At 53.9% G+C, this 20,110-nt stretch carries 21 protein-coding genes and 17 other annotated features; of the genes, 3 read left to right on the forward strand and 18 right to left on the reverse strand.

The window, feature by feature from the left end; genetic code table 11:
- Positions 1-15: 15 nt before the first annotated feature.
- From nanT to yhcM, 9 genes are all read right to left on the reverse strand, one after another.
- Positions 16-1,506, reverse strand: coding sequence for an MFS family sialic acid transport protein (gene nanT, locus STM3338; RefSeq protein ID NP_462248.1), 1,491 nt, complete (start codon positions 1,504-1,506; stop codon positions 16-18).
- A 115-nt stretch (positions 1,507-1,621) separates the two neighbouring features.
- The gene (gene nanA, locus STM3339; RefSeq protein NP_462249.1) for an N-acetylneuraminate lyase occupies positions 1,622-2,524 on the reverse strand. Within the gene, positions 1,622-2,515 belong to an annotated coding region; the region does not span the whole gene.
- Positions 2,519-2,524 (reverse strand) — a ribosome-binding site (putative RBS for nanA; RegulonDB:STMS1H003355). It overlaps the preceding gene by 6 nt.
- Positions 2,525-2,649: 125 nt before the next feature.
- Entirely contained in the window at positions 2,650-3,441 is a 792-nt protein-coding gene (yhcK, locus tag STM3340) for a putative gntR family regulatory protein (protein ID NP_462250.1), read from the reverse strand.
- 108 nt (positions 3,442-3,549) lie between these two features.
- The gene (gene sspB / locus STM3341) for a stringent starvation protein B (RefSeq protein ID NP_462251.1) occupies positions 3,550-4,065 on the reverse strand. Within the gene, positions 3,550-4,050 belong to an annotated coding region; the region does not span the whole gene.
- Positions 4,056-4,706, reverse strand: a protein-coding gene (sspA, locus tag STM3342; RefSeq protein NP_462252.1) for a stringent starvation protein A. Within the gene, positions 4,056-4,694 belong to an annotated coding region; the region does not span the whole gene. The genes sspB and sspA overlap by 10 nt, the downstream gene beginning before the upstream one ends.
- Positions 4,060-4,065 (reverse strand) — a ribosome-binding site (putative RBS for sspB; RegulonDB:STMS1H003356). (Overlaps the previous gene by 6 nt.)
- Positions 4,701-4,706, reverse strand: a ribosome-binding site (putative RBS for sspA; RegulonDB:STMS1H003357). Its footprint lies within the gene sspA.
- A gap of 250 nt (positions 4,707-4,956) precedes the next feature.
- The gene (locus STM3343; RefSeq protein ID NP_462253.1) for a putative cytoplasmic protein occupies positions 4,957-5,713 on the reverse strand. Within the gene, positions 4,957-5,709 belong to an annotated coding region; the region does not span the whole gene.
- Positions 5,708-5,713 (reverse strand) — a ribosome-binding site (putative RBS for STM3343; RegulonDB:STMS1H003358). Its footprint overlaps the gene before it by 6 nt.
- A 195-nt stretch (positions 5,714-5,908) precedes the next feature.
- Positions 5,909-6,307, reverse strand: a protein-coding gene (gene rpsI / locus STM3344) for a 30S ribosomal subunit protein S9 (protein ID NP_462254.1). Within the gene, positions 5,909-6,301 belong to an annotated coding region; the region does not span the whole gene.
- Positions 6,302-6,307, reverse strand: a ribosome-binding site (putative RBS for rpsI; RegulonDB:STMS1H003359). Its footprint overlaps the gene before it by 6 nt.
- A 9-nt stretch (positions 6,308-6,316) precedes the next feature.
- Positions 6,317-6,760 (reverse strand): 50S ribosomal subunit protein L13 gene (gene rplM / locus STM3345; protein NP_462255.1). Within the gene, positions 6,317-6,745 belong to an annotated coding region; the region does not span the whole gene.
- Positions 6,755-6,760, reverse strand: a ribosome-binding site (putative RBS for rplM; RegulonDB:STMS1H003360). (Overlaps the previous gene by 6 nt.)
- Before the next feature lie 287 nt (positions 6,761-7,047).
- The gene (yhcM, locus tag STM3346) for a putative ATPase (RefSeq protein ID NP_462256.1) occupies positions 7,048-8,191 on the reverse strand. Within the gene, positions 7,048-8,172 belong to an annotated coding region; the region does not span the whole gene.
- Positions 8,186-8,191 (reverse strand) — a ribosome-binding site (putative RBS for yhcM; RegulonDB:STMS1H003361). It overlaps the preceding gene by 6 nt.
- Before the next feature lie 160 nt (positions 8,192-8,351).
- Positions 8,352-8,357: a ribosome-binding site (putative RBS for yhcB; RegulonDB:STMS1H003362), on the forward strand.
- Here yhcM and yhcB point away from each other — a divergent pair.
- The 3 genes from yhcB to degS all read left to right on the forward strand — a co-directional run bounded on the left by yhcB (position 8,352) and on the right by degS (position 11,450).
- Positions 8,352-8,763 (forward strand): putative periplasmic protein gene (gene yhcB, locus STM3347; RefSeq protein NP_462257.1). Within the gene, positions 8,359-8,763 belong to an annotated coding region; the region does not span the whole gene. (Overlaps the previous feature by 6 nt.)
- 136 nt (positions 8,764-8,899) lie before the next feature.
- Positions 8,900-8,905, forward strand: a ribosome-binding site (putative RBS for degQ; RegulonDB:STMS1H003363).
- Positions 8,900-10,287, forward strand: a protein-coding gene (gene degQ / locus STM3348) for a serine endoprotease (RefSeq protein ID NP_462258.1). Within the gene, positions 8,920-10,287 belong to an annotated coding region; the region does not span the whole gene. Its footprint overlaps the feature before it by 6 nt.
- A 92-nt stretch (positions 10,288-10,379) precedes the next feature.
- Entirely contained in the window at positions 10,380-11,450 is a 1,071-nt protein-coding gene (gene degS / locus STM3349; RefSeq protein ID NP_462259.1) for a periplasmic serine endoprotease, read from the forward strand.
- Positions 11,451-11,483: 33 nt separating this feature from the next.
- On the opposite strand, the gene STM3350 is transcribed toward degS, so the two are convergent.
- The 9 genes from STM3350 to STM3358 all read right to left on the reverse strand — a co-directional run bounded on the left by STM3350 (position 11,484) and on the right by STM3358 (position 20,063).
- Positions 11,484-12,215, reverse strand: coding sequence for a putative inner membrane protein (locus tag STM3350; RefSeq protein ID NP_462260.1), 732 nt, complete (start codon positions 12,213-12,215; stop codon positions 11,484-11,486).
- A gap of 19 nt (positions 12,216-12,234) precedes the next feature.
- The gene (oadB, locus tag STM3351) for an oxaloacetate decarboxylase beta chain (RefSeq protein NP_462261.1) occupies positions 12,235-13,542 on the reverse strand. Within the gene, positions 12,235-13,536 belong to an annotated coding region; the region does not span the whole gene.
- Positions 13,537-13,542 (reverse strand) — a ribosome-binding site (putative RBS for oadB; RegulonDB:STMS1H003364). It overlaps the preceding gene by 6 nt.
- Positions 13,543-13,548: 6 nt before the next feature.
- Positions 13,549-15,331 (reverse strand): oxaloacetate decarboxylase alpha chain gene (gene oadA, locus STM3352; RefSeq protein ID NP_462262.1). Within the gene, positions 13,549-15,324 belong to an annotated coding region; the region does not span the whole gene.
- Positions 15,326-15,331: a ribosome-binding site (putative RBS for oadA; RegulonDB:STMS1H003365), on the reverse strand. Its footprint overlaps the gene before it by 6 nt.
- An 8-nt stretch (positions 15,332-15,339) precedes the next feature.
- Positions 15,340-15,599 (reverse strand): oxaloacetate decarboxylase gamma chain gene (gene oadG / locus STM3353; RefSeq protein NP_462263.1). Within the gene, positions 15,340-15,594 belong to an annotated coding region; the region does not span the whole gene.
- Positions 15,594-15,599 (reverse strand) — a ribosome-binding site (putative RBS for oadG; RegulonDB:STMS1H003366). It overlaps the preceding gene by 6 nt.
- A 150-nt stretch (positions 15,600-15,749) precedes the next feature.
- The gene (locus STM3354; RefSeq protein ID NP_462264.1) for a putative tartrate dehydratase beta subunit occupies positions 15,750-16,383 on the reverse strand. Within the gene, positions 15,750-16,367 belong to an annotated coding region; the region does not span the whole gene.
- Positions 16,367-17,277 (reverse strand): putative tartrate dehydratase alpha subunit gene (locus STM3355; protein ID NP_462265.1). Within the gene, positions 16,367-17,266 belong to an annotated coding region; the region does not span the whole gene. The genes STM3354 and STM3355 overlap by 17 nt, the downstream gene beginning before the upstream one ends.
- Positions 16,378-16,383 (reverse strand) — a ribosome-binding site (putative RBS for STM3354; RegulonDB:STMS1H003367). (Overlaps the previous gene by 6 nt.)
- Positions 17,272-17,277 (reverse strand) — a ribosome-binding site (putative RBS for STM3355; RegulonDB:STMS1H003368). Its footprint lies within the gene STM3355.
- Positions 17,278-17,298: 21 nt before the next feature.
- The gene (locus tag STM3356; protein ID NP_462266.1) for a putative cation transporter occupies positions 17,299-18,571 on the reverse strand. Within the gene, positions 17,299-18,567 belong to an annotated coding region; the region does not span the whole gene.
- Positions 18,566-18,571: a ribosome-binding site (putative RBS for STM3356; RegulonDB:STMS1H003369), on the reverse strand. It overlaps the preceding gene by 6 nt.
- Before the next feature lie 206 nt (positions 18,572-18,777).
- Positions 18,778-19,449 (reverse strand): putative gntR family regulatory protein gene (locus tag STM3357; protein NP_462267.1). Within the gene, positions 18,778-19,443 belong to an annotated coding region; the region does not span the whole gene.
- Positions 19,430-20,063, reverse strand: a protein-coding gene (locus tag STM3358) for a putative gntR family regulatory protein (protein NP_462268.1). Within the gene, positions 19,430-20,059 belong to an annotated coding region; the region does not span the whole gene. Before STM3358 ends, STM3357 begins: the two co-directional genes overlap by 20 nt.
- Positions 19,444-19,449, reverse strand: a ribosome-binding site (putative RBS for STM3357; RegulonDB:STMS1H003370). Its footprint overlaps the gene before it by 6 nt.
- Positions 20,058-20,063, reverse strand: a ribosome-binding site (putative RBS for STM3358; RegulonDB:STMS1H003371). Its footprint lies within the gene STM3358.
- Positions 20,064-20,110: the final 47 nt, after the last annotated feature.

The following is a 20,110-nucleotide window of genomic DNA, read 5'->3' on the forward strand; positions in this document are numbered from 1 at the left end:
AACCGGGCAAGCGGATTAACTTTTCGTTTTTACAAAGGCACCTTTACCACTGCCAAGCGGTACGGCTCCGCTGAACGGTTTGTCGTCGATAGCATCATGGGTGCGTAACGCTTCCGGACGTAGCCAACGCTGTACGCGAGACGGCATATCAAGCCCAATAAGCAGGATCACGACAAACGTCAGGCTGAAAGAGAGCGATGCCAGCGCAGTGCCCAGATCCAGACGTTGAGCGATCAGCGCTCCCAGGATCGGCGCCAGCGCGCCGCCGAGCGCGCCGACGTTATAAGTAAAGCCCAGCCCCGCCGCGCGCTGATCGGTATCGAAGTAACCGCCGATCAGTTTCGGCAGAATCCCGGCAATCCCCTGCCCCAACATCTGTTGGAAAAACAGTAGCAGACCCAGAACCCAGACGTTTGTGCCGCCAATCGCAAAGACCGGAATAATGAGGATTTGCGAGGCCAGCAGGCTACAGACATATGCTTTACGCGTTCCCAGCCAGTCGCCAAGAAAACCGCCTACGCAGCAACCAACCGCCGCGCCAAATCCGCTAAAGAACAGGACATTCGCCACCGTATGCGGATCGTAGGCCAGCTCGGTTTTCAGATAAGTGGGTAATAGCGCCTGAATCGGCCAGGAATAGAGGAAAGCAAACAGTACCACCAGCATCAGCATGACGCCAGTGGGCCAGCGTTTACCGCTGCTCTGCACCATAAAGCTGATAAAGATAACCGCGCACAGTAGTCCCAGCCCCGCCACAATCGCAGCATTTTGTAGGTTACCGGCAAAACAGAACCACAGCGCAGCGGCGGCGGCGAAAGTCATTAAAATGTTGATGATGCGATGTTCGCCCCGATAAAGAATGTCGACCATCGTACGTACCGGCGCTTTACCCGCGTGTTTCTCTTTCCAGTCTTCCGCTTCCGGAATGTTTTTCCGCAGCCAGAGAGCGAAGATAATTGGCAAAATGCCAATGAAAAACAGCGCGCGCCAGCCCCAGACAGGCACCACCAGGCTGTACACCTGCGCGGCAACGACCGCGCCGACGGAGAAGCCGGAAATCAGAAAACCGCTGGCTTTATTGCGTAAATGTTTTGGCCAGCTTTCAATCACATAGGTCGCGCTGGAACCATATTCGCCCGCCATGCCCATACCAATCACCAGTCGGGCGATGAACATGGTGGTGTAACCGGGCGCAAACCCGCATGCCAGGGTTCCCACCGAAAACAGAATGATGCTGCTGACCATCGCCAGACGACGCCCATAGCGATCGCCCATCGCGCCCAGTAATAACCCGCCGAACCAGCGAGAGATAAAAGCCGCAGAAATCAGGCTTGCCGCCTGTACCGTCGTCAGCCCAAATTCGCTTTGTACCTCAGTCAGTACAAGAGCAATCAACACAAAATCAAAACCATCAAGCAGATATCCCAGCCAGGCAGCGGAAAATGCCCGCCACTGCGCCCGGTTGAGATGGCGATACCACGGGATGTTCTGGGTAGAAGTACTCATTTTACTCTCCCGACGATTTTTGTTGTCGTTATGCCGAATGGCGGCTCCGCCTTATCCGGCCTACCGCTCACACTGTTGTAGGCCGGGCAAGCGTAGCGCCCCCGGCATTATGCTGTTACGCCTTTTCTTCCATCAGTTGTTGAGCCAGCGCCTTGAGCGCCGGCAGGTATTTTTCATCAACAGGCGCGAACGGTTTACGACACAGCGGCACCGATACCACGTCCATATAATGCAGGACCGTTTTCAGGCCGCGGAATACGCCGGTTTTAATCAGTAAATCAATAACCTTATTGCACTCGGTTTGCAGACGCTGCGCTTTCGCCACATCGCCCTCACGTAATGCCTGCACAATCCCCTGGTAACGCCAGCCCATAATGTTGTATGTGCTGCCGATACCGCCGTCCGCGCCCGCCAGCAGGCCGGAAGCGAAGATTTCGTCATAACCGTTGTACAGCACCAGATCCGGATGCGCGCGGCGGATCTGCTCCATCTGGAAGAGATCGCCGGAGGTTTGCTTCAGCGCGCTCACGCCCGGTAATGTCACCAGCGTATTGATCTGATCGAGGGTAAGTTTTACACCGCTTAACGCCGGAATGTTGTATACCACCATCGGCAATCCATCTGCGGAATCAATGATTGCCCGATAATGGTCACAGTGCTCTTCAAAACTGAAAGGGTAATAAAAAGGCGTCACCGCAGAGACCGCATCAAAACCGTAACGCTTTGCGGCGCTGGCAAGCTGCTGGCTTTCTGCGGTGCTTACTGTCCCGACATGGGCGATCAACGTGATTTTTCCCTTCGCCTCTTCGGCGACAATCTCCAGTACCTGCTCTCTTTCAGCAAGGCTCTGTACGAATGCTTCCCCGGTGGAACCGCCAACGTACAGCCCGTCGATACCCTGCCCGATGTTAAAACGCACCAGACGGCGCAGGCTTTCGCTATCCAGTTGCTGCTGATGATCAAATGGGGTCAACAACGCCGCCATTACGCCTTGCAATGCTTTTGCCATACCTACCTCTACGGATGATGAATATATTAACTACCTACCTTTATACCTGTTATACCAGATCAAATAAGCAGCAAATAATACAGAACGCTTATAGTGCGATCTGCTTCACTAAACCGGGATCGGAGGTGCGATCGCTACCGCATTTTTTGACTTTTTTTACCGAGCGCGTGCCAGGTAGCGGAAACGCTATTGAGGTGGGTTTGCAGAGCGCGATCCGCTTTATCGGGATCTCGCTGGCGAATGGCATCAACAATCACAATATGTTGTTGATAACTCACGTTATTATGTTCATGCAGCTCACGATCGGGAACGCTTGGGCGAGCGGCGATTAGCCAGTCCAGCAGAGCAACATGAATAGCCATAAAGATCGGATTGCCGGGAATTTCAGCCAGCACCCGGTGAAACTCGACATCTGAACGAATAAACAGCGCGTTGTCATCCAGCGACTGGCTATTAATTTCCAGCGCTTTCGTTAACAACGCGATCTGCTCGTCGGTAGCATGTTCCGCCGCATAGCGTACCAGGCTGGATTCAAAGAAAAGCCGTAGCTGTTCAAAGTGAGCGATGCCGCCAGGATGAGTAAGAAAATCTTTCGCCATACCCGACAGTTCACTGATGATGGTATCAGCGGAGGGGCGCGAGACGCGGGCGCGTTCGCCGTTATTGATTTGCACCAGACCTTTACGCTTCAGCGCAGCTAACGCTTCACGCACGGAGGGACGTCCCACATTGAAGAAGGCCATTAATTCACGTTCAGACGGTAGCTGTTCTCCCTCGCCAAACTCATGACGGCGGATCATCTGCTCCAGCTCTTCCTCAACCATTTCAGACAGTTTTTTACGCGCCAGCGGGCGGCGGCGCAAACTACGCCCGAGGGATGTCGGAGAATCTTCTGCTTGCGAATCAAATGCGTTCATAACGTCCATTCATGAGTGGTCGGTGGCAAATAATAGCAAGCTTATCGTAACACAGCTTTAAAAGCAGGGTGAACCCGAGAGGAGACCAAACAAAACAGGCCCTTCAGGGCCTGTTGATTATTTTACTACACGCAGCGCCGGACGTCCGCCACGCGGCGGAGGCGGCTCGTCATCAGGACTACTGTCGTCATCGTGGTCGGGCTTATCACCATCAATGACGGACATCACGGTCTCGCTTTCCGCGCCTGCGGTATTGTCATCATCATTTAAGCTGACAACGTCTTCATCATAGGCGGCTTCAGGCTCAAACATGGTGCCTGCGCCATTTTCACGGGCGTAAATCGCCAGCACCGCAGCCAAAGGCACAGAAACCTGACGGGGAACGCCGCCGAAGCGCGCATTAAAACGCACTTCATCATTAGACAGCTCCAGATTACCTACCGCTCGCGGCGCAATATTGAGGACGATTTGCCCATCGCGCGCATATTCCATAGGGACATGCACGCCAGGCAGCATCACATCCACCACCAGATGCGGGGTCAACTGGTTATCCAGCAACCACTCGTAGAAAGCACGCAACAGATAAGGACGACGCGGCGTCAACTGTGACAAATCCATACAGGTTAACCCCGACCGAGGCGCATTTCACGTTCAGCTTCGGTTAAAGAAGCCAGGAAAGAATCACGTTCAAAGACGCGGGTCATATAGCCTTTCAGCTCTTTCGCCCCTGCGCCGCTGAATTCAATACCCAACTGCGGTAAACGCCACAGGAGAGGCGCCAGGTAGCAATCAACCAGGCTGAATTCGTCGCTCAGGAAATACGGTTTCTGACCAAATACTGGCGCAATCGCCAGCAGCTCTTCACGCAGTTGTTTACGTGCAGAGTCGGCCTCGGAAGCAGACCCGTTTACGATGACGTTCATCAGCGTATACCAGTCTTTTTCAATACGGTGCATGTACAGACGGCTTTCACCGCGCGCGACCGGATAAACCGGCATCAGCGGCGGATGAGGGAAACGCTCATCCAGATATTCCATAATGATGCGAGATTCCCACAGGGTCAGCTCACGATCCACCAGTGTCGGAACGCTTTGATTCGGGTTGAGGTCAATCAGATCCTGAGGTGGATTGTCCTTTTCCACATGTTCGATCTCAAAACTAACACCCTTTTCAGCCAACACAATGCGGACCTGATGGCTATAGATGTCAGTAGGACCAGAAAACAGCGTCATTACCGAACGTTTGTTGGCAGCGACAGCCATGAAAACCTCCAGGTATATTCAGAATTTTTACTGCTACCAGCCACAATGTGACCAGCCAGATGTTATGTCACCCAGGGCGAAAAAAGCCATCATTGCTCAGAAACGAGACAAAAAATGAACATTCCCCGCTATTTGGGCAGAAAATTGGATGATAGTTTACCAGATTTTGTGACCTTTGTGGTGAGTCGATTCTGGAAATGAGGAAAAAGAGATATTCCTGGTCTGAAATGCTCGCCCCACCTGAGATATTGTCTTTCGCCTGTTATGCCTGTACTACCGGTGCGCCCCAGCCATCAAAACTGCCGCCATGTTTTTCAGCCAGATCGGTAAGCTGGCAAGTGATTTCTGTCATATGCCATTGTTGCGGAGCATCGGTGCTGATAAAAGACGCCATAAACCCCTGTTGCGGGTCATTCATTCGAATACTGACCAGCGTTATGCCATACGGTAATGCAGCAATATCTTGCGCCAGGTCGCGCGCTGCGACCTCTGTAGGCAATGTCGCATAATAATCAATAGCGCGCGGAAGCGTCAGATCATCACCTTGTTCCTGTAATCCCCGGCACACACGGGAATCGTGTATCCAGTTCCAGTCGTATCGGGTTGGATACAAGAACTGGCGGTAAAAGTTTCCTTTATCATTGTGACTCTCTCTATAACTAAAAGAGATTTCCGGGCCACCAGCGAGCAATTTATCCAGCGTCTTTTCCCAGTTAAGATCCTCTTCCGACATGAACACAAAATCGCGCCAGCCTTGTTGGGTAACCACACCCACCAGCCAGATCGGAAACGTCTTCCCCTTTTCATCAAGCCAGTCCTCTATACGATTTAAACTCTGTGTTTCATCGGGCTGCGGTAAACCATTTTCATAACAGTTGGTGTAATGAACACGTAAGAACCCGGTATGGATAAGGCGATCAAATTTTTCATCCTGAATGGCGCCGATATCCACACGTATACCCGTAACATGGTCATCCACCGTTGTTATAAAGAATTCCCATTTATTCGACAGCATTAACGACTCTTTCTTAGTAAACAATGAGTTAAAAAATCCCACTGTGACTTCCTTTTCTCTGAGCGTGCATGAAAAATGAATAAGATGAGAATAATGCTAAAGATAGGGAGGAAAAGAGACTGGATTCGGACTTTAGCCATAAAAAAACCCGCCGAAGCGGGTTTTTTCGCTAACAGTTGTCTGCCGAAGCAGAACCCCATTAACGTTTGGAGAACTGCGGACGACGACGTGCTTTACGCAGGCCGACTTTCTTACGTTCAACCTGACGAGCGTCACGAGTAACGAAGCCAGCTTTACGCAGTTCGCCACGCAGGGACTCGTCGTACTCCATCAGAGCGCGGGTGATACCGTGACGGATCGCACCAGCCTGACCAGAGATACCACCACCTTTAACAGTGATGTACAGATCCAGTTTCTCAACCATGTCGACCAGTTCCAGCGGCTGACGAACTACCATGCGGGCAGTTTCACGACCGAAGTACTGTTCCAGAGAACGTTGGTTGATAACGATTTTACCGTTGCCCGGTTTGATGAACACGCGAGCTGCGGAACTTTTGCGGCGACCAGTGCCGTAGTATTGATTTTCAGCCATTGCCTATAATCCCGATTAGATGTCAAGAACTTGCGGTTGCTGTGCCGCGTGGTTGTGCTCGTTGCCCGCGTAAACTTTCAGTTTACGGAACATAGCACGACCCAGCGGGCCTTTTGGCAGCATGCCTTTAACCGCGATTTCAATCACACGCTCAGGACGGCGGGCAATCATCTCTTCAAAGGTCGCTTGTTTGATACCACCGATGTGGCCGGTGTGGTGATAGTACACTTTGTCAGTACGCTTGTTGCCGGTTACAGCAACTTTGTCAGCGTTCAGAACGATGATGTAATCACCGGTATCTACGTGCGGAGTGTATTCCGCTTTGTGCTTACCGCGCAGGCGACGAGCCAGTTCAGTAGCCAGACGGCCCAGAGTTTTACCGGTCGCGTCAACAACATACCAGTCGCGTTTTACGGTTTCTGGTTTAGCTGTAAAAGTTTTCATTAAAAGCTTACCCAAATAAATAAGTTACACGTTGGTGAACACCCAAACGTTTTAAATAGTTGAGGTTCACACGACAAAGTCCGGTAAACCTACCCCCTCGGATATGTTTGGCCGGCACAGAGAAAGTTTGGGAAAAAACTCTCTTGTAACGTGGGGTCGCAGGATTATAGAGAAGTCCAGGTCAAAGATCGACCCCTTTTTGCGATTTGCCGCGGGTTTTGTTCAGGCCTGGTTCACCCTCCGGTCGGGGAGGTTGCACAGATATAATACCGCATAATGCCGGAGCGCTGCGCTTGTCCGGCTTACGGCATATGCTCCCGCTTGAGATACTCCGCACTCTGCATCTCTTGCAGGCGCGACAGACAGCGCTGAAATTCAAACTTGAGCCGCTCCCCCTGATAAATTTCATATAACGGCGCGGCAGCGCTGACCACCAGCTTAACGTGGCGCTCGTAAAACTCATCCACCAGCGCAATAAAGCGGCGCGCTTCGTTCTCCATCAGCGGCGTCATGACCGGCACGTCAAACAGCAGAACCGTGTGAAATAACCTTGAGAGCGCAATGTAATCATGCTGGCTGCGGGCCTCGACGCACAGCGTAGCGAAAGAGACCGCTAGCGTTTGGTTTTCAACGCCCAGGGTGGATAAAGAGCGATGATTGATTTCCAGCGTCGGAGCGTGCTCGCGCGCGGCCCCCGCTAACGCCAGCCACAGTTTATCCATTTGCCGCCGGGTTTCATCATTAAGCGGCGTTAGCCATAAATGGGCCTGCGTCAGCGTCCGCAGCCGGTAATCGACGCCGGCGTCCACATTCATAATGTCGCAGTGCTGTTTAATGGCATCGATAGCCGGCAGGAAGCGGGCGCGTTGCAAACCGTTGCGGTAGAGTTCATCCGGCGGAATATTGGAGGTCGCGACCAGCGTAATGCCGCGTGCAAACAGCGCTTTCATTAAACCGCCCAGCAGCATGGCGTCGGTAATATCGGTGACGAAAAACTCATCGAAACACAGTACGTCCGTCTCGGTTTTAAACCGATCGGCAATAATGTCTAACGGATCGATCTGTCCCTGTAACGCGGTAAGCTCTTCATGCACGCGCAGCATAAACCGATGAAAATGCAGGCGTAGTTTTCGCTCGCCCGGCAGGCTGTGGTAGAAGAGATCCATGAGCCAGGTTTTGCCGCGACCCACGCCCCCCCACATATACAGCCCGCGAACCGGTATTTGCGCGTCCGGTTCGTTTTTGCCTAATAATTTCCCCAGTCGCGCTATCAGACCGCCGGGTGGCGTAGCCGACGATTTTTTCGCGGTGAGCGCCTGATAAAGGGTTTCCAGACGGTCGACCGCCTCTTTCTGTACGTCGTCAGGCTGATGGGTGCCTTCGTTGAGTGCCTGGAGATAACGCGATGTAGGGGAAAGGCTTTGCATAATGTTATTGTTATTCCTTGAAAATCGATGTGCCGTCGTTCACGGCTGACGAAAAAAAGGCCGTTCTACACTACGCGATATGCTGTCGGGATTCCACTTCTACGGAATTAGCGGTTATAGTGGCATAATCAGGCGCGGGCATGGAGCCTGGAGCCAACACCCTACGGAAACATAAGACAACGGGAGATGTTCATGACCTGGGAATATGCGCTAATTGGATTAGTCGTCGGTATCATCATTGGTGCCGTGGCCATGCGTTTTGGTAATCGTAAGTTACGTCAACAGCAGGCATTGCAGTACGAACTGGAAAAAAACAAAGCTGAGCTGGAAGAGTACCGTGAAGAGCTGGTTAGCCACTTTGCCCGCAGCGCGGAACTGCTGGATACCATGGCGCATGATTACCGCCAGCTGTATCAGCATATGGCGAAAAGCTCCAGCAGCCTGCTGCCGGAAATGTCTGCGGAGTCGAATCCGTTCCGTAACCGTCTGGCGGAGTCTGAGGCGAGCAACGATCAGGCGCCAGTACAAATGCCACGTGATTATTCTGAAGGCGCGTCTGGCCTGTTACGTAGCGGCGCAAAGCGCGATTAATCGCACGCCGTTAAGAAATTTATCGGGCGCATCGCTTGCGCCCTCTCTCTATCTTTCCTGTCCCAGCTATTATCATTGTTACCAGGCTGAAAATTCAATAACATCAATCTGTTTTGAATTGTCTATCCGTTCATTCAAGGTACGAGAGCAGCATCCATGAAAAAACACACCCAGCTGTTAAGTGCATTAGCGTTAAGTGTCGGGTTAACTCTTTCGGCGCCGTTTCCAGCCCTTGCATCGATACCAGGCCAGGTGCCAGGCCAGGCGACGCTGCCAAGCCTTGCCCCTATGCTGGAGAAAGTGCTGCCTGCTGTCGTCAGCGTAAAAGTCGAGGGAACCGCCGCCCAGAGCCAAAAAGTGCCGGAGGAGTTTAAAAAATTCTTTGGCGAGGATCTGCCAGACCAGCCGTCCCAGCCGTTTGAAGGACTCGGTTCGGGGGTGATTATCGATGCCGCGAAAGGCTATGTATTAACCAATAATCATGTGATTAATCAGGCACAGAAGATCAGCATTCAACTGAATGACGGACGCGAATTCGACGCGAAGCAGATCGGCGGCGACGACCAGAGCGATATCGCTCTGTTACAAATTCAGAATCCCAGCAAGTTAACGCAAATTGCCATCGCCGATTCCGACAAACTCCGCGTCGGCGATTTCGCCGTGGCGGTCGGTAATCCGTTTGGTCTTGGACAAACCGCCACCTCCGGGATTATTTCAGCGCTGGGACGCAGCGGGCTTAATCTGGAAGGGCTTGAGAACTTTATTCAAACCGATGCCTCTATTAACCGCGGCAACTCCGGCGGCGCGCTGCTTAACCTGAACGGCGAGCTGATCGGGATTAATACCGCGATCCTCGCGCCAGGGGGCGGGAGCATCGGCATTGGCTTTGCTATTCCTTCCAATATGGCGCAGACGCTGGCGCAGCAGTTGATTCAGTTCGGCGAAATCAAACGCGGATTGCTGGGAATTAAAGGCACTGAAATGACCGCTGATATCGCCAAGGCATTCAAACTGAACGTTCAGCGTGGCGCTTTTGTCAGCGAGGTTTTACCCAATTCAGGTTCGGCGAAGGCCGGGGTGAAATCCGGAGACGTGATTATCAGTCTTAACGGTAAGCAGCTGAATAGCTTTGCCGAACTGCGTTCACGTATCGCCACCACCGAACCGGGCACGAAAGTGAAGCTGGGCCTGCTGCGCGATGGTAAGCCGCTGGAGGTGGAAGTCACGCTGGATTCCAATACCTCTTCTTCCGCCAGCGCCGAAATGATCGCCCCGGCGTTGCAAGGCGCAACGTTGAGCGACGGCCAACTGAAAGACGGGACGAAAGGCGTTAAGGTTGATAGCGTCGAAAAAAGCAGTCCTGCCGCGCAGGCCGGTTTGCAAAAAGATGATGTTATCATCGGCGTTAATCGCGATCGCATCAGTTCTATCGCCGAAATGCGCAAAGTGATGGCGGCAAAACCGTCCATCATTGCTCTTCAGGTAGTACGCGGCAACGAGAACATTTATCTATTGCTGCGCTAATCCTGTCTTAAACCGGGCATCAGCCTGCGATGTGATGTCCGGTTAACTCATGGTATGCTGCTGCCGTTCCCTTTTTTAACGACGCCTCCATCATGTTTGTGAAGCTCTTACGTTCGGTCGCAATAGGTTTAATTGTCGGCGCTATTCTGTTGGCCGTGATGCCTTCTTTGCGCAAAATTAATCCTATCGCCGTCCCGCAATTCGACAGTACCGATGAGACGCCAGCCAGTTATAATTTTGCGGTTCGCCGCGCCGCGCCTGCCGTCGTCAATGTCTATAACCGCAGTATGAACAGTACCGCGCATAATCAACTGGAGATCCGCACGCTGGGTTCCGGCGTGATCATGGATCAACGCGGTTATATTATTACCAACAAACACGTGATTAACGATGCCGATCAGATTATCGTCGCGCTACAGGATGGCCGCGTCTTTGAAGCGCTACTGGTTGGCTCCGATTCGCTTACCGATCTGGCGGTGCTGAAGATCAACGCCACTGGCGGGCTGCCTACCATCCCGATTAATACAAAGCGTACACCGCATATTGGCGACGTCGTACTGGCTATCGGCAACCCATATAATCTGGGACAGACCATCACCCAGGGGATCATCAGCGCAACGGGTCGTATCGGCCTGAACCCGACGGGGCGACAGAATTTTCTCCAGACCGACGCCTCGATTAACCACGGTAATTCCGGCGGCGCGCTGGTCAACTCGTTAGGCGAACTGATGGGGATCAACACCCTCTCTTTTGATAAGAGTAACGATGGCGAAACGCCGGAAGGCCTTGGTTTTGCGATTCCCTTCCAGCTAGCCACGAAAATTATGGATAAGCTTATCCGCGACGGTCGCGTGATTCGCGGCTATATCGGTATTGGCGGACGAGAAATCGCGCCGCTGCACGCGCAGCAGGGTAGCGGCATGGACCCGATTCAGGGCATTGTCGTTAATGAAGTGACGCCAAACGGCCCCGCCGCGCTTGCCGGTATTCAGGTTAATGATTTGATTATTTCGGTCAATAATAAACCCGCCGTGTCCGCGCTGGAGACGATGGATCAGGTGGCGGAAATCCGCCCGGGCTCCGTCATTCCGGTCGTGGTAATGCGGGATGATAAGCAGCTCACGTTCCAGGTGACGGTGCAGGAATACCCGGCGTCGAACTAAAACGACGCGGCTTTTGCCCGCGTCGTTCGACGACTAGTCAATAAAGACTGGCCCTGCCGGAAAATGCGCCAGGAAACTCGTGAAGATCAGCAGAGCGGGGAGACTTTTCTCCCCGACGGCTTCTTCACGCAGCGCCTTATCCAGTACAAGCAGGCTATGCTCCCCCCCTTCCCCCAAAATGCCGCCCATCCAGAGCAGTCGTTGCGCCTGTTGACGCGCATACTGCGATGCGCTTTTCCAGGCGACCAGATGCAGCAACGTTTGTAACAGCAGGACCCGAGACGCGTGACCATCGCGTTGCAATCGCCTGAATACGGGTAATGCAATACTACGTACCGTCGAGAAACCGCTCGCCGCCTCCCCCTCAATCGGCGATAAACCAACAGCCGCCTGTTTGACGAAATCGCATAACTGATTGTGTGTTAATGGCCGCTCGCCTGCGCTCATATACCCTGCGGCAAAACAGAGTAACCCGATACCCTGAGCCCAATCGGTTGATGGCAGAATCCCCTGCGGAACATTCGGTGCCGACGTCTGTGCGGCACAAAGCCCCTCGTCGTAACACTGTGCAAAACGTTGCTCATATATTGCTGAGTTGACGCCAGACCACGGCAGTAAATGCAGCGCTGGCTCAAGCTCAGTTATCTGATTCACCGTCTCAACAACATAATGCAAGATGGTTTCTCTGGATGGCATGGATGTACCTTGCCGAAACGCAACCATTTCACTCATTACTGTGTCCTCATTTTGCGGGAACAGAATCACTGCTCCCGATTAGATTGGATTACATCGCCAGCACGTACTTGAGCATCACGCCCGCCGCAATGGCCGAGCCAATCACCCCGGCCACGTTCGGCCCCATCGCGTGCATCAGCAGGAAGTTCTGCGCGTCTGATTCCAGGCCCACTTTGTTCGATACGCGTGCCGCCATCGGCACCGCCGACACCCCCGCCGAACCGATAAGCGGGTTGATTTTGTTCTTACTGCACAGGTTCAGCAGCTTCGCCATCAGCACCCCGGCCGCCGTCCCAATCCCGAACGCAATCACACCCAGCAGCAGAATGCCCAGCGTCTGCGGCTGCAGGAACTTGTCCGCGACCAGCTTCGCGCCCACCGACAGCCCGAGGAAGATGGTGACGATATTAATCAGCCCGTTCTGTACCGTGTCGCTCAGACGCTCCACCACGCCGCTTTCGCGCATCAGGTTGCCAAAACAGAACATCCCCAGCAGCGGCGCCGCGTCCGGCAGCAGCAGGGCCACCAGCATGAGCAGCACCACCGGGAAGAGGATTTTTTCCCGCTTACTCACCGTGCGCAGCTGCACCATGCGGATTTTCCGCTCCGTCTCGCTGGTCAGCGCCTTCATAATCGGCGGCTGGATTAACGGCACCAGCGCCATATACGAGTACGCCGCCACCGCGATGGCCCCCAGCAGCTCCGGCGCCAGCTTGCCCGACAGATAAATCGCCGTCGGGCCGTCCGCGCCGCCGATAATGCCGATGGCCGCCGCCTGCGGCAGGGTGAAGCTGATAAGGCCGAAGTAGTTCAGCGTCAGCGCCCCCAGCACGGTGGCGAAGATACCGAACTGCGCCGCCGCGCCGAGCAGCAGGGTGCGCGGGTTGGCCAGCAGCGGGCCGAAGTCGGTCATCGCGCCGACGCCCATGAAGATGACCAGCGGCGCGACACCGGAGCCAATCGCCACTTTGTAGAACAGCGCCAGCACCCCCGGCGTGTAGCCCATGTCCACCGCCAGATTTTCCATCTGGTTCTGGACGGAGGGCAGCGCCAGCGCTAATGCTTCCTTAATGGCATGCACGTCCGGCGCGCAGTGGAGCTTCGCGGCAATCACCGCCAGCTGTCCGGCGTCGTGGTGCGCCAGCAGGCTTTCCAGCGCGGTCAGCGCCAGCCCGGCCTCCGGAATGTTCGACAGCAGCCCGCCGAAGCCTATCGGCAGCAGCAGTAACGGCTCGAACTTCTTCGCAATCGCCAGCCACAGCAGCAGCAGGCTGACCAGCAGCATGATGGCCTGGCCTGCGCCAAGGTGCATCAGCCCCATGCCCTGAAGCAGGGCGTTCAGACTTTCCATTTCAGTTCTCCGTTACGCCAGCGTCATCAGGGTGTCGCCGACGGAGACCGCGTCCCCGGACTTCACCGCGATACCGCGTACCGTCCCGGCCTGCGCGGCGCGGATTTCGGTTTCCATCTTCATGGCTTCCAGAATCAGCAGCACGTCGCCTTCGGCCACCGTCTGGCCCTCGGTGGCAATCACCTTCCAGATATTCCCCGCCAGCGGCGCGGTGACCGGGGTGCCGGCGCCTGCCGGGGCGGCAGCCTGAACCGGTGCGGAAGAGGCCGCCGGAACAGCCGCAGTGAGCTGGCTGATATCGCCGCCGTCGCTGACCTTCACCACAAAGGCTTTGCCTTCCACTTCCACGGTGTAGATACCGGAGGCGGCAGGCTTCTCTGCTTTTGCCACCGGCTGCGCGGCTTCCGCCTGCGGCAGTGGCTCAAACGCCGCCGGGTTATTGCGGTTCTCAAGGAATTTGAGGCCGATTTGCGGGAACAGCGCCACGGTGAGCACGTCGTCGATGGCGTTTCCCGCCAGAGTAATCCCCTTCTCCTGCGCCTGGCGCCTGACGTCCGCTTCCAGTTCAGCCAGCTCCGGTTTGAGTAAATCCGCCGGACGGCAGGTCACCGGGGCGCCCCCTTCCAGCACGCGGGCCTGTAACGCGGCGTTCACCGGCACCGGGGTGTGGCCGTATTCGCCTTTCAGAATGCCCGCCGTTTCTTTGGCAATGGTTTTGTAGCGCTCGCCGGTCAGGACGTTGAGCACCGCCTGGGTGCCGACAATCTGCGAGGTTGGGGTCACCAGCGGGATAAAGCCGAGGTCCTCGCGCACGCGGGGGATTTCCGCCAGCACCTGGTCGAGTTTGTCCGCCGCGTTCTGCTGCTTCAGCTGGCTTTCGAGGTTGGTGAGCATTCCGCCCGGTACCTGGGCCACCAGAATACGGCTGTCGTAGCCCTTCAGCTGGCCTTCAAAGGCGTGATACTTTTTGCGCACCTCGCGGAAGTACGCGGCGATATTTTCCAGCTTCAGGATATCCAGCCCGGTGTCGTGTTCCGTGCCGGCAAGCGTTGCCACCAGCGCTTCGGTGGCCGGGTGGCCGTAGGTGGCGCTCATGGAGGAAATCGCCGTGTCCACGCCGTCGACGCCCGCCTCGATAGCCTTCAGCAGGGCCATCTCCGCCATCCCGGTGGTGGCGTGACAGTGCAGGTGCAGGCGCACCTCAAAACGTTTTTTGATTTCGCTGACCAGCTCATACGCCGCCATCGGTGTGAGAATGCCGGACATATCCTTGATGGCAATCGAGTCAACGCCGGTTTCCAGCAGTTGCTCCGTTAAATCCAGCCAGGTCTGCAGGGTGTGCGCCGGGCTGGTGGTGTAACTCAGGGTCCCCTGGGCGTGCGCGCCGTGGCTGCGCACCGCCTGTAATGCGGCTTTCATATTGCGCGGGTCGTTCATGGCATCGAAGACGCGGAACACATCCATGCCGTTTTTCACCGCGCGTTCGACGAAGCGCTCCACCACGTCATCGGCGTAGTGGCGGTAGCCGAGCAGGTTCTGGCCGCGCAGCAACATCTGCAGCGGGGTTTTGGGCATGGCTTTTTTGAGTTCGCGCAGGCGCAGCCACGGGTCTTCGCCGAGAAAGCGGATACAGGCGTCAAAGGTGGCGCCGCCCCAGCACTCCAGCGACCCGTAGCCCACGTCATCGAGCGCGGCGGCAATCGGCAGCATGTCATCAAGGCGCAGGCGGGTGGCGAACAGAGACTGGTGAGCGTCACGCAGGACGACATCGGTAATGGCAATGGTCATGGATCCCTCCGGGAATTAAGCATTAAGGCGGTGATGGTGGTGGATAGCGGCGGCAATGACCGGCTTTAAGCGGGTGAAGTCGTCCACGACGGGCGCGGCGGCGGCAGGTGCCGCCTTCGGCGCCGGAGCCGGTTCAGGGAAGAAGCGGTTGACGGCGGCGGACATGCCGCGGATGGCGAAAATCAGCAGGAACAGAAACGCCAGCACGAACCCCATGCCGAGGAACATCAGGGTGAAGCCTTCACCTAATAGCAGAGCTGCATTAGTCATAAAATAGCCTTCAGGCAGGAGGCACGATAATGGGGCTATTTATGACGATGAAATAATAAGGGTGGATTTCCCTGAGCCGCCCCGGCCAGAGCCCTTGGTTATTATTATCGTCATAACGTATTACCACCATTATCGTGCAATTTACGTAATCAGGTTTATTTGATGAAACTTACGTTCTGGCATATTTCATCAGCGACGATCTCTTTACGCTGATTAAAAATAATTTTGTTCTGTTCAAACAGATTATTCCCATGGGTATCAATAGAAACAATCAGCGGGCCAAACTCTTTAACCCGACAGACCCACAGCGTTTCCGGCATCCCCAGATCGCGCCATTGGGCATCTTCAATTTCTTCCACGCACACGGCGGCTACAACCGCACAACCGGCAGGGAATACGCAGTGCAGCGCTTTGTGTTCAGCACAGCCCTCTTCGGTACCTTTACCCATACCGCCTTTACCCACAATTAATTTCACGCCAGTCTGCGCAATAAACTCTTTTTCGAATTTCTCCATACGCATGCTGGTGGTTGGGCCAACGGAGACCATTTCAAACTTATCGTCTTCGCCTTTAATTGGGCGGACAATGGGGCCAGCGTGTAAAATAGCGCCGCCGCGAACATCTACCGGAAGTTCGCGACCACCTTCAATTAAACGGCGATGGGCTACGTCACGGCAGGTAACAATATGACCGTTGAGATAAATAATATCGCCAGCCTTAATATCCGCTAAATCTTCATCTTTAATTGGCGTAGTCAGGATTTTTTTAGTCATCAGAAATTCACTCCGCTGTGAGACGTAATGGTGTAATTCAAATCTTTATCGAAAACGATATGCCCTTTACGGTGCGACCAGCAGCCGACGTTTACCGCCACGCCGATGGTAGAAGGATGACGCGCGGTGTTTTCAATGTTCACGCCCATAACGGAGGTATTACCGGACATCCCCTGCGGCCCCAGGCCAATTTTGTTAATGCCGTCTTCCAGCATTTTTTCCAGCGAGGCTGCACGCTCATTCTCGTTATGCGAACCGATCGGACGCATCAGCGCTTTTTTCGATAGCAGTGCCGCCGTTTCAACAGAGGTCGCTACGCCCACGCCAACCAGCAGCGGCGGACAAGCGTTGAGGCCGTAGCTGGTCATCACATCCAGTACAAAGCGGGTCACACCTTCATAGCCTGCACCCGGCATCAGCACCATCGCTTTCCCCGGCAGAGAACAACCACCGCCCGCCATATAGGTATAAATGCTGCACTGATCGGAATTGGGAACGATTTCCCAGAAGACCGTCGGCGTACCTTTACCCACGTTTTTACCGGTGTTGTATTCATCAAAAGTTTCTACGCTGTTGTGGCGCAGCGGAGAATCTACAGTTGCTTTGATCACCGCCTCACGCAACAACGCTTCCAGCTCGCCAATCAGCGGAAAGTTCGTCCCGCACTCCACCAGAAACTGAATGACACCGGTGTCCTGGCAGGAAGGTCGATCCAGCTCTTTCGCCAGACGCTGGTTCTCAATCATGGTAGTAAAGATGACGTCGGCCAGTTTACTGGTCTCTTTCTTATGCAAATCTTCCAGTTTTGCAGTGACATCATCAGGCAAAACTTTGCCGGTATATCCCACAAACTTGGCCATAACGTCGGTCATATGGGATATCTGTTCACTTTTGCTCATAAATGCTCCTTAGTCAGAACAGCTTCCGTTAATTACGGATGAAAAGGGAAAAGGATTGGCAGCAGGATCAAGCTGACAATGGTTGAAACGATAATCAGGGGGATACCGGCCTTAGCGTAGTCGACAAATTTATAGCCACCCGCGGAGAGCACCATCATGTTGGCAGGCATACCGATAGGGGTTGCGTAGGCGCAGGAACCGCCAATGACCGTCGCCATCAGAACCGCACGCGGGTCGGCCCCCATGCCTGCGGCAATGGACAAACTCACCGGCACCAATAGCGCTGTCGTTGCGGTATTGGACATAAAGTTGGTCATCACAACGGATAAGGCGAAAACGGCGATCAGCAACATGAACGGTGAGGAGTTTTGCCCCAGCATGCCGATTACATAGTCCGCAACCAGCTTGCCTGCCCCGGTCATTTCCAGCGCTTTTGCCAGCGCCAGGGTGCCGCCAAAGATAAAAATAGTCTGTGAATCAATAGCTTTATAGGCCTGTTTTTCCGTGAGTACGCCGCTTACTACCAGCACAAGAGCGCCAATACAACCGGTCACGGCCAGGCTGACACCGATCTTCTTCTCAAAGATCATGCCGAGGATCGTTGCGATCAACACCACGAGTGAGAGCCGTTGTTTCCACTGTGGAACATGGCTGTAGTCACGTTGCACCCCGACGCTCCCCACCTCACCGCCGGTCGCATTATTCGGCAGAAAGCGATAGCCAATAGTCAGGAAGTAGAGAATGCCGCAGATGAGCATCGGGAGACCGATTTTTGCGTATTCAAAAAAGCCAAAGCCGCCGCCAATATTCTGTAGCGCAGACTGCGCGATAAGATTTCCCGGCGCGCCAATTAACGACAGGTTACCGCCCAACGCAGCGGCAAAAACCAGCGGCATCAGTAGACGAGAACGCGAGAAGCCCGATTTTGCCGCCACGCCGATCACCACCGGAATCAAAACCGCAGCGGTACCGGTGTTAGAGAGGACGCCAGACATCAAACCCACCACCACCATAATGGTGAAGATCAGCTGTTTTTCTGTTTTCGCGAAGCGCGTGATGACGCCGCCCACTTTGTTTGCCATACCGGTCTCGAACAACGCACCGCCCACGATAAACATCGCGACAAAGAGGATGACGTTAGTGTCGATAAAGCCAGCAAAGGCCTGTTTGATATTCAGAACGCCGGTGATAACTAAGGCCACGCAGACAATCATGGAAGTGACGGCCAGTGGCACTTTTTCCCATACAAACATGACGATAGCGAACACCAATAAACATAAGGTAAGGGTAATGGGTTCCATATTTATAATTATCCAATCAATGATATATGATATTGTATCCAATGTTGGCAGGGAGAAATTATTCCCATACAAAAACTAAGTCAAATCGTTTCTCAGGAAAGATGCAGGAGTGGGATCTACATCAAGATCGTGGTTAGATCGTTACTGGACGTGATTAATAGAATTGAAGAATTGGTTGAAGCGCCTGCGATGCTCACGCAGGCGAAAAGATCAGGCAGAAGGGTCACCAACATAGCGGGTCAGCATATTCTCCATTGAGCGAATAATGTGTTCGCGCATGCGCTGGCGTGCCAATGTTTCATCATGAAGTTCAAGAGCTTGCAGAATACTTTTATGTTCCTGAATGGAAATCACGGCATACTCTTCTTCGGTGACCTTATGGCCCATCGACAGGCCGTTCCACATATTACAGAGCAACATTTTCATTTTTTCGTTGCCAGCAACATTCCATATTTCCATATGAAATGCCTGATTCAGGTCGGAGTATTCCGCCGAGTTATTTTCCGCGAGAGCCTTTTCAGCGGCATAATGCACCTGGGCTATCCGCGAGATATCGGAGCCAGGACGAGAAGCTTTAGCCACCGCCTCACTTTCTAACAGCGCGCGAATTTCATAGTGTTCACGGATCGTTTGTTCATTGATGCCCAACACCACCGCCCCTTTATTAGGGCGCACTTTTATCAGCCCATCCGCCGCCAGAATCTGAAACGCCTCGCGCACTGGCATACTGGACACGCCGACCATTCCGGCAATGCCTTCTAACGTAATCTCCTGCCCTTCCACTAACTCCCTCGAAAGAATCGCTTTACGCAGCACTGCCGCGACCTGTTCTTTCGCTGAAAGAAGCTTAATCTTCCCTAACTTAGGCTTCTGCACTTTCCCAATCCTTCATATGTTGACGCATTATTTCTGCTAAAGAGAGGAAATAACGCTGCATAACTTGCCCAATCTCATCACGCCGCCCCTGGCGTATGACGTCAGCCAGTTCAGCGAAAAGCTGCGCCGACTCCTGATTATCTTTTTTCAGATGCAAAATAACATAAGAGACATAACCGTCCAGGAACTGCTGATACACCTTTTCCAGATAGCGGTTATTCACATAAGAAATCAGCATCGCATGACACTCCAGTTCGCAGGATTTGTCTTCTGCGACAGCCAGCGCTTGCGCACGTATCAGGAGGGCATCGCCTACTTCGCTGGGTATCAGCGAAAACATTTCGGCGGCCATCGCGGCAATCACGCGAAAAATATGACTCACGCGATCGGCCTCAAGATGCGCGACCTGCATGTGCCTGTTGGGCAGTCGGATTAAAAAACCTTCCTGTTCGAGTGACTGTAGCGCTTCTCGAACCGGCATTCGTGAAAGACCGAGCTGCTCCGCAATACTTTCCTGCGCGAGTTCTTCTCCCGCTTTTATATTGCCGGAAAGAATTTCATAGCGAAGCATTTGCGTAATGTGATCGCGGGTTTGCGTTCTTTGGATCTTTTTCACGACGTTCTCGTTAATAACCGATAAGACGTGAGGAGTTTAGCAGATTTAGTG

The sequence above is a fragment of the Salmonella enterica subsp. enterica serovar Typhimurium str. LT2 genome, assembly GCF_000006945.2.
Classification (GTDB): domain Bacteria; phylum Pseudomonadota; class Gammaproteobacteria; order Enterobacterales; family Enterobacteriaceae; genus Salmonella; species Salmonella enterica.

Excerpts from the sequence above, each read along its gene's own strand:
- nanT (NP_462248.1), bottom strand. The coding sequence starts at position 1,506 with ATGAGTACTTCTACCCAGAACATCCCGTGGTATCGCCATCTCAACCGG.
- nanA (NP_462249.1), bottom strand. The coding sequence starts at position 2,515 with ATGGCAAAAGCATTGCAAGGCGTAATGGCGGCGTTGTTGACCCCATTT.
- yhcK (NP_462250.1), bottom strand. The coding sequence starts at position 3,441 with ATGGACGTTATGAACGCATTTGATTCGCAAGCAGAAGATTCTCCGACA.
- sspB (NP_462251.1), bottom strand. The coding sequence starts at position 4,050 with ATGGATTTGTCACAGTTGACGCCGCGTCGTCCTTATCTGTTGCGTGCT.
- sspA (NP_462252.1), bottom strand. The coding sequence starts at position 4,694 with ATGGCTGTCGCTGCCAACAAACGTTCGGTAATGACGCTGTTTTCTGGT.
- STM3343 (NP_462253.1), bottom strand. The coding sequence starts at position 5,709 with ATGCTGTCGAATAAATGGGAATTCTTTATAACAACGGTGGATGACCAT.
- rpsI (NP_462254.1), bottom strand. The coding sequence starts at position 6,301 with ATGGCTGAAAATCAATACTACGGCACTGGTCGCCGCAAAAGTTCCGCA.
- rplM (NP_462255.1), bottom strand. The coding sequence starts at position 6,745 with ATGAAAACTTTTACAGCTAAACCAGAAACCGTAAAACGCGACTGGTAT.
- yhcM (NP_462256.1), bottom strand. The coding sequence starts at position 8,172 with ATGCAAAGCCTTTCCCCTACATCGCGTTATCTCCAGGCACTCAACGAA.
- yhcB (NP_462257.1), top strand. The coding sequence starts at position 8,359 with ATGTTCATGACCTGGGAATATGCGCTAATTGGATTAGTCGTCGGTATC.
- degQ (NP_462258.1), top strand. The coding sequence starts at position 8,920 with ATGAAAAAACACACCCAGCTGTTAAGTGCATTAGCGTTAAGTGTCGGG.
- degS (NP_462259.1), top strand. The coding sequence starts at position 10,380 with ATGTTTGTGAAGCTCTTACGTTCGGTCGCAATAGGTTTAATTGTCGGC.
- oadB (NP_462261.1), bottom strand. The coding sequence starts at position 13,536 with ATGGAAAGTCTGAACGCCCTGCTTCAGGGCATGGGGCTGATGCACCTT.
- oadA (NP_462262.1), bottom strand. The coding sequence starts at position 15,324 with ATGACCATTGCCATTACCGATGTCGTCCTGCGTGACGCTCACCAGTCT.
- oadG (NP_462263.1), bottom strand. The coding sequence starts at position 15,594 with ATGACTAATGCAGCTCTGCTATTAGGTGAAGGCTTCACCCTGATGTTC.
- STM3354 (NP_462264.1), bottom strand. The coding sequence starts at position 16,367 with ATGACTAAAAAAATCCTGACTACGCCAATTAAAGATGAAGATTTAGCG.
- STM3355 (NP_462265.1), bottom strand. The coding sequence starts at position 17,266 with ATGAGCAAAAGTGAACAGATATCCCATATGACCGACGTTATGGCCAAG.
- STM3356 (NP_462266.1), bottom strand. The coding sequence starts at position 18,567 with ATGGAACCCATTACCCTTACCTTATGTTTATTGGTGTTCGCTATCGTC.